Here is a 5,853-nt window from a genome sequence, read left to right on the forward strand (position 1 = left end):
CAACCTCGCCAAGCGCATAACGGACGAGACCACACCCACCTGGCGAGGAACTTACTAGGAGATAAAGGGCAATCTGACTAGATCAAACGCCCTCTCAGCAGGGCAGCGACCGCGCCAGCGATCTCGGCCTGGTCGCCTGGGGCAGGGTCTGGGCGGCGTGGTCCTCAGCCAGCTCGCAGCGAAGGGCCTGACCGGGACGACTGCCTAAGAGGTCATCTCATTTGGGCGATTCGGTAGAGTGTTGGCCATGGTGGGGATCGTTGAGCGCCTGGTGCCGGACGAGTTGTGGGAGCTGTTCCAGAGGGTCGTGCCGGAGGCGCCGTCGCGGCCGCAGGGCGGTGGCCGGCGTCGGCACGGCGACCGGGAAGTGCTGGCCGCGATCGTCTTCGTGGCCACGTCGGGTTGTACCTGGCAGCAGCTGCCTTCGGCGTCGTTCGGCCCGTCCGGAGCGACCGCCCACCGGCGGTTCTCGGAGTGGTCGAAGGCCAGGGTGTGGGCCAAGCTCCACCGCCTGGTCCTCGACGAGCTCGGTGCCCGCGGCGAGCTGGACTGGTCGCGGTGCGCGATCGACTCGGTGAACATGCGGGCCCTGAAAAGGGGGACCTGACAGGTCCAAATCCTGTCGACCGGGGCAAGTACGGCTCGAAGATCCACCTGATCACGGAACGATCGGGTCTGCCCATATCCGTTGGCATCTCCGGGGCCAACCTGCACGACAGCCAGGCCCTGATCCCGCTCGTGAAGGGCATCCCGCCGATCCGCTCACGCCGCGGACGACGACGGCGCAAGCCCGGCAAACTCCACGCCGACAAAGGCTACGACTACGCCCACCTGCGGCGATGGTTACGCGAACGTGGCATCACCCACCGCATCGCCCGCAAGGGAGTCGAGTCCTCGCAACGGCTGGGCCGCCACCGCTGGACCGTCGAACGCACCATGGCCTGGCTCGCCGGCTGCCGCCGTCTCCACCGCCGCTACGAAGGCAAGGCCGACCACTTCCTCGCCTTCACCAGCATCGCCTGCACCCTCATCTGCTACCGCAGACTCCCCAAATGGGATGGCTTCTAAGAGGGTGGAGGACGGCCGGTCAGATGATGGGCTCGCTCTCATGGGCTCCGGCGGCGCACCACCACACAGCTTGTCCTGCTGCGACCCTCGGGTGCGTTCCAAGGTGGTGGAGGGGGCACAGGGGCCAGACCTTGCGGTGGCGGTCAGCCAGGTAGCTTTGGACGGCCTCGGCGAGGTCGACGTAGATTTTCGGGGGGTCGGCCGACCAGATGGGGGAACCGGCGAAAGAGACCAGGCCGATGGGGAGTTCGTCGGAAGGGTGCTCGAAGGTGAGGTCGGGGTTGCCGGCGGAAAGGTCGATGCCGGTCTGCGTGTGTACTGTCGCTGCGACGCGGGTGAACGCTTCTGTGATGTAGGTGCTGTTTCTTTTGAAGGCGATTTCCGCAAACCGGTCCGGCGGAACTCGACCGCTCGACTCGAACAGTTCTCGCACCCAGGCAGGGGGTGCCTCAGGGTCGGGAAAGTCCAGCACGTCGTACAGTTCGTGCAGCCAGTCCCGGAATGCTTTGTTGTAACGCTTCTCGGTGTCGCATCCGTTCACAGGGGCGAGGTCCTTGTCGTGTCGGTGTGCCATGGCTCAGGCGGCGAAGTGTGTACGTGGTGATGCATAGGCGGGGTTCGGACCGGCCGGAGCCCGTCCGAACCCCGTCTGGCTTCTCAGATGCTCAACCGGTCAGCCGCGATACTTGCCTCCGCCACTGAACGACTGGTAGATGCTCCAGTAGTACTTGGTGTGACCGAGGTGGGCCAGACCGTTGGCGGAGAACTGGAAGGAATCGCCTGGGTCGAAGTAGCAGGTGCCCTTCCAGCATTTGTGCTTCCCACGGTCCCCGGGCCTATCTTTGTCGCCGTTGCCGTACCAGTAGCCGTGGAAGTTGTAGCGTCCGTTCTCGCCGTGCGAGTAGTTTCCCTTTTTCACGCGGGTTCCGCGGACGGACAGGGTGTAGTCCCAGCCGGCGTAGATCCAGGCGGATCGCCAGCCCTTGCGGAACCACATGTCCCACTGTGCGGAGCACTTGTTCGAGGACTTGCTGCAGATGCGCCGCAGCCGCACGCAGGTGTAGTACGTGCATCGCTTCTGCACCCGCTCCTTGAGGGCGGTACCGGCGAGGTCGTACTTGTTCTGCGGGTCGGCGCAAGCGTAGTCGTAGCTGTTGCAGCTGCCGTTGTACACCGGGTCGACCGAAAGGAAGCGTCCAGTCGCCGGGTTGTACAGACGGGCGCCCATCAGGATGATGCCGCTGAGGGTGCCGCTGTCACGCTCGTAGGCACCGAGCCAGCCGTAGGTGGCGGTGGCTGTTCCTGCCAGCGCGTTGCCGTATTCGTCGTAGTGCTGCACGGTCGGCGCCACGGAGGTATCGAGCGGCAGCCGGACTGCGACGTCGCCGTGCAGGTTCGACAGCTGCAGGACGGTGCCGCCGGCCGTGGTCGTGGCGAGCAGAGAGCCGGACACGTCCGCCACGTTGCGGCTGATCGCACCGGAGGAATGCTGGGTCCAGGCCGGGCTCTCGCACTCGCAGTTGTAGTGGTCGGTCGTTGTGCCGGTAGTGCTCCACGTGCCATCGGCTGCCTTGCTCTGCGCCGTGGACTGGGCACGTCGGCCGGTGGCGTCCAGCGACCACAGCCTGCGGTTGGTGCCCACGGTCTCGCTGCGGACCACGTCGTTGACGAAGTACGTAAGCGTGGTGTCTCCGGTGGCAGTGGTGCGGCCGAAGGCGTCATAGGTGACGCCGCTCGCGGTGAGCCGGTCCCCACTGTCGTAGGTGTGGGACACCGTGGTGCTGCTCGCGTCCGCGGTGGCGCTGTCGCAGTCGTCCGAGGCCGTGGTCAGGCCCGTGCGATTGCTGTTCGCGTCGAATGCGTATACGCGGGTCGTGCAGCCCTGGGCGGTGCGGTCGGTGGCCCGGGTGAGGTGGCCGAAGGTGTCGTAGGCGAACTCCGTCTCGGTGGTGGGGCCGTCGGTCTGGGTGTGGCTGGCCTGCTGCCCGCGGACCGTGATGTCGGCGGTGTCGGACAGCACGGTGTTGCCAGCGGCGTCCGTGTAGGCAACGCCGGTCTGGTTGCCCTCCGTGTCCGAGGACAGGGTGAGGCGGTAACCGCCGGGCAGGATCTCGCCGGTCAGTTCGCCGTCCGGGTCATAGCTGGGGGTGAAGGTTCCGGCGACCGAGTCGGTGACAGTTTTGGTGCGGCCCGTGGCGTCGTAGGTGTACGTGGTGCTGGAGGGCGCGGAGTCCGTGACCTTCAGCGGCCGGCCGAGCACGTCATACGTCGTGGTCGACGTGTTGCCTGCGCCGTCGTCGTACGCTGTCGGCGGATTCAAGCGGTCGTCGCAACACCTTCGTGAGCTGGGGGTTTGTGATGGGTGTGGGGAATCGGCAGCGGGCGGTGCGGAGTATCGCGGCCAGATGCCCTCGCCAGGGCGGCCGAGTGTTGCCTGGCGTGAGGACCGGGCCGGGTTCTGGAAGGCGATCGCGCGGGGGCTGAGTTCGGTGGACGCCGCAGCCGTCATCGAGGTCTCGCCTGCGGTGGGGTCGCGGTGGTTTCGTCATGCTGGCGGGGTGAATCCGTGCCTCGCCCCGACTGTCTCCGGCCGTTACCTCTCGTTCGCCGAGCGGGAGGAGATCGCTCTGCTGCGTGCGCGAGGCTTCGGGGTCCGTGCGATCGCGCGGTGTCTGGGGCGTTCGCCGTCCACGATCTCGCGGGAGCTGCGGCGCAACGCCTCCACGCGGAGTTACCACTTGGAGTACCGGGCCTCGCTGGCGCAATGGCATGCCGAGCGGCGGGCTCAGCGGCCGAAGCCGGCGAAGCTGGTGGCCGATGAGCGACTGCGCGAGTACGTGCAGGACCGGCTGGCCGGGAACGTCGTCCACGCCCTGGAGGGCCGGGTCGTCGAGGGTCCCCAGGTGCCGCCCTGGTAGGGAAGGAACAAGCCCCGTCGTCAGGACCGCCGCTGGGCGACCTCCTGGAGCCCGGAACAGATATCACAGCGGCTCGCGGTGGACTTCCCCGAAGATGAGTCCATGCGCATCTCCCCGGAAGCGATCTACCAGGCCCTTTACGTCCAGGGACGCGGAGCCCTCAAGCGTGAGCTCGTCGCCTGCCTGCGCACCGGACGGTCACTGCGTGTCCCGCGGGAGCGCACCAGGCAAAGCGTCCGTGGCCACGTGACCGCTGACGTGCTGATCAGCGAGCGGCCGGCCGAGGCCGAGGACCGTGCCGTTCCAGGCCACTGGGAAGGTGACCTCATCATCGGCACCGGCCGGTCCGCGATCGGCACGCTGGTCGAACGCAGTACGCGGTTCACCATGCTGCTGCACCTGCCCCGGATGGAAGGCTTCGGCACCGAACCACGCACCAAGAACGGGCCCGCGCTGGCCGGCCGCGGCGCCGAGGCTGTGAAAGACGCGATCACCGCCACCATCACGACCCTGCCCGAGCAACTGCGCAGGTCACTGACGTGGGACCGGGGCACGGAACTGGCCCAGCACGCCCAGCTCCGCGTCGATGCCGGACTCCAGGTCTACTTCGCCGACCCCCACAGTCCCTGGCAGCGCGGCACCAACGAGAACACGAACGGTCTGCTGCGGCAGTACTTTCCGAAGGGCACGGACCTGTCGCGCTGGGGCATCGACGAGCTGCAGGCCGTCGCCTTCACCCTCAACAACCGACCCCGAAAGACACTCGCCTGGAAGACCCCCGCCGAAGCCCTCAACGAGCACCTACTATCCCTCCAGGAAGCTGGTGTTGCGACGACCGGTTGAGTGCAAGCTGGGCTCCGTGGTCGGTGTGCATGATCGATCCGGCGAGGCTGCCGCGGGTGCGGACCGCTGCGGCCAGGGCGTCGGTCACCAGGTCCGTGCGCATGTGGTCGGCGATCGCCCAGCCGGCGAGCCGCCGCGAAGCGAGGTCTATGACGGTCGCCAGGTAGCAGAACTTCCCGCCGTCGAGGGGCAGGTAGGTGATTTCACCGACGTACTTCGTGTTCGGCCTGTCCGCGGTGAAGTCGCGGCCGATCAGGTCCGGGGCCATGGCGGCGGCCGGGCCGGGGACGGGGGTGCGGTGCCGACGGCGCAACCGGACTCCCTCGATTCCGCACGCTCGCATGATCCTGGCGACTCGCTTGTGGTTGACCGCGACACCGTTCTCCTCGCGGAGCTCGGCGGTGATCCTCGGAGCTCCGTAGGTGCCGTCCAATTCCTGGTGCACCGCCCGTATCCGGGCGGCCAGCTTCGCGTCGGCCACCTGCCGGGCGGCCCGGTCCGAGCCGTCCGGCGCCAGTAGCAGAAGCTCGAGCGGCTGACGCCGAGGATGCTGCAGAGCCGCTTCACGCCGTAACGGCGCTGGAGATCGGCGACACACTGGAAGCGGTTCACCAGCGCGTCTCCCCGGCGAAATACTTCGCCGCTTTCCGAAGAATCTCGCGCTCCTCCTCCAGCTCGCGGACCTTCTTCCGCAGGGCGGCGTTCTCGGCCTCCAGCGGGGCCGGCGGCTGCGAGGGTTCCTGCGTCCGACGTCCGCGGGGACGGCTCACCCCGGCTGTCCTCGCCCAGTTCCGCAGGGTCTCCGGGTTGATGCCCAGATCGGCTGCGACCGACCTGATCGTCGCGTCGGGCCGCGACTCGTACAGCGCGACCGCGTCCGCCTCGAACTGTGGCGGGTAGTTCTTCATGACCACGAGATGTCCGTTCTCAGAGGGCGTTTGATCTAGTCAGATTGCCCTTTATCTCCTAGTAAGTTCCTCGCCAGGTGGGTGTGGTCTCGTCCGTTATGCGCTTGGCGAGGTTG

At 67.2% G+C, this 5,853-nt stretch carries 3 protein-coding genes and 2 pseudogenes; 2 read left to right on the plus strand and 3 right to left on the minus strand.

The window, feature by feature from the left end:
• Window positions 1–247: 247 nt before the first annotated feature.
• Window positions 248–1,068, plus strand: a protein-coding gene (locus tag ABZ154_RS34620; RefSeq protein ID WP_356838405.1) for an IS5 family transposase whose coding sequence is annotated in 2 segments (ribosomal slippage) — window positions 248–596 and window positions 596–1,068 — 822 coding nt in all. Because the reading frame shifts where the segments join, the coding sequence is not laid out codon by codon here.
• A 19-nt stretch (window positions 1,069–1,087) separates the two neighbouring features.
• Here ABZ154_RS34620 and ABZ154_RS34625 read toward each other — a convergent pair.
• Window positions 1,088–1,609, minus strand: a complete 522-nt coding sequence (locus ABZ154_RS34625; RefSeq protein WP_356838407.1) for a hypothetical protein — start codon at window positions 1,607–1,609, stop codon at window positions 1,088–1,090.
• Between the two features lie 132 nt (window positions 1,610–1,741).
• A complete protein-coding gene (locus ABZ154_RS34630; protein WP_356838409.1) occupies window positions 1,742–3,388 on the minus strand; it encodes an RHS repeat-associated core domain-containing protein in 1,647 nt (548 codons plus the stop codon).
• A 38-nt stretch (window positions 3,389–3,426) separates the two neighbouring features.
• Between ABZ154_RS34630 and ABZ154_RS34635 the strand changes: the two are divergent.
• Window positions 3,427–4,829 (plus strand): annotated as a pseudogene (locus ABZ154_RS34635) (IS30 family transposase).
• Between the two features lies 1 nt (window position 4,830).
• Here the strand turns inward: ABZ154_RS34635 and ABZ154_RS34640 are convergent.
• A pseudogene (locus ABZ154_RS34640) lies at window positions 4,831–5,743 on the minus strand (IS3 family transposase); the annotation flags it as partial.
• Between the last annotated feature and the right edge of the window lie 110 nt (window positions 5,744–5,853).

The organism is Streptomyces sp. NPDC006261 (assembly GCF_040613515.1).
Lineage (GTDB): Bacteria > Actinomycetota > Actinomycetes > Streptomycetales > Streptomycetaceae > Streptomyces.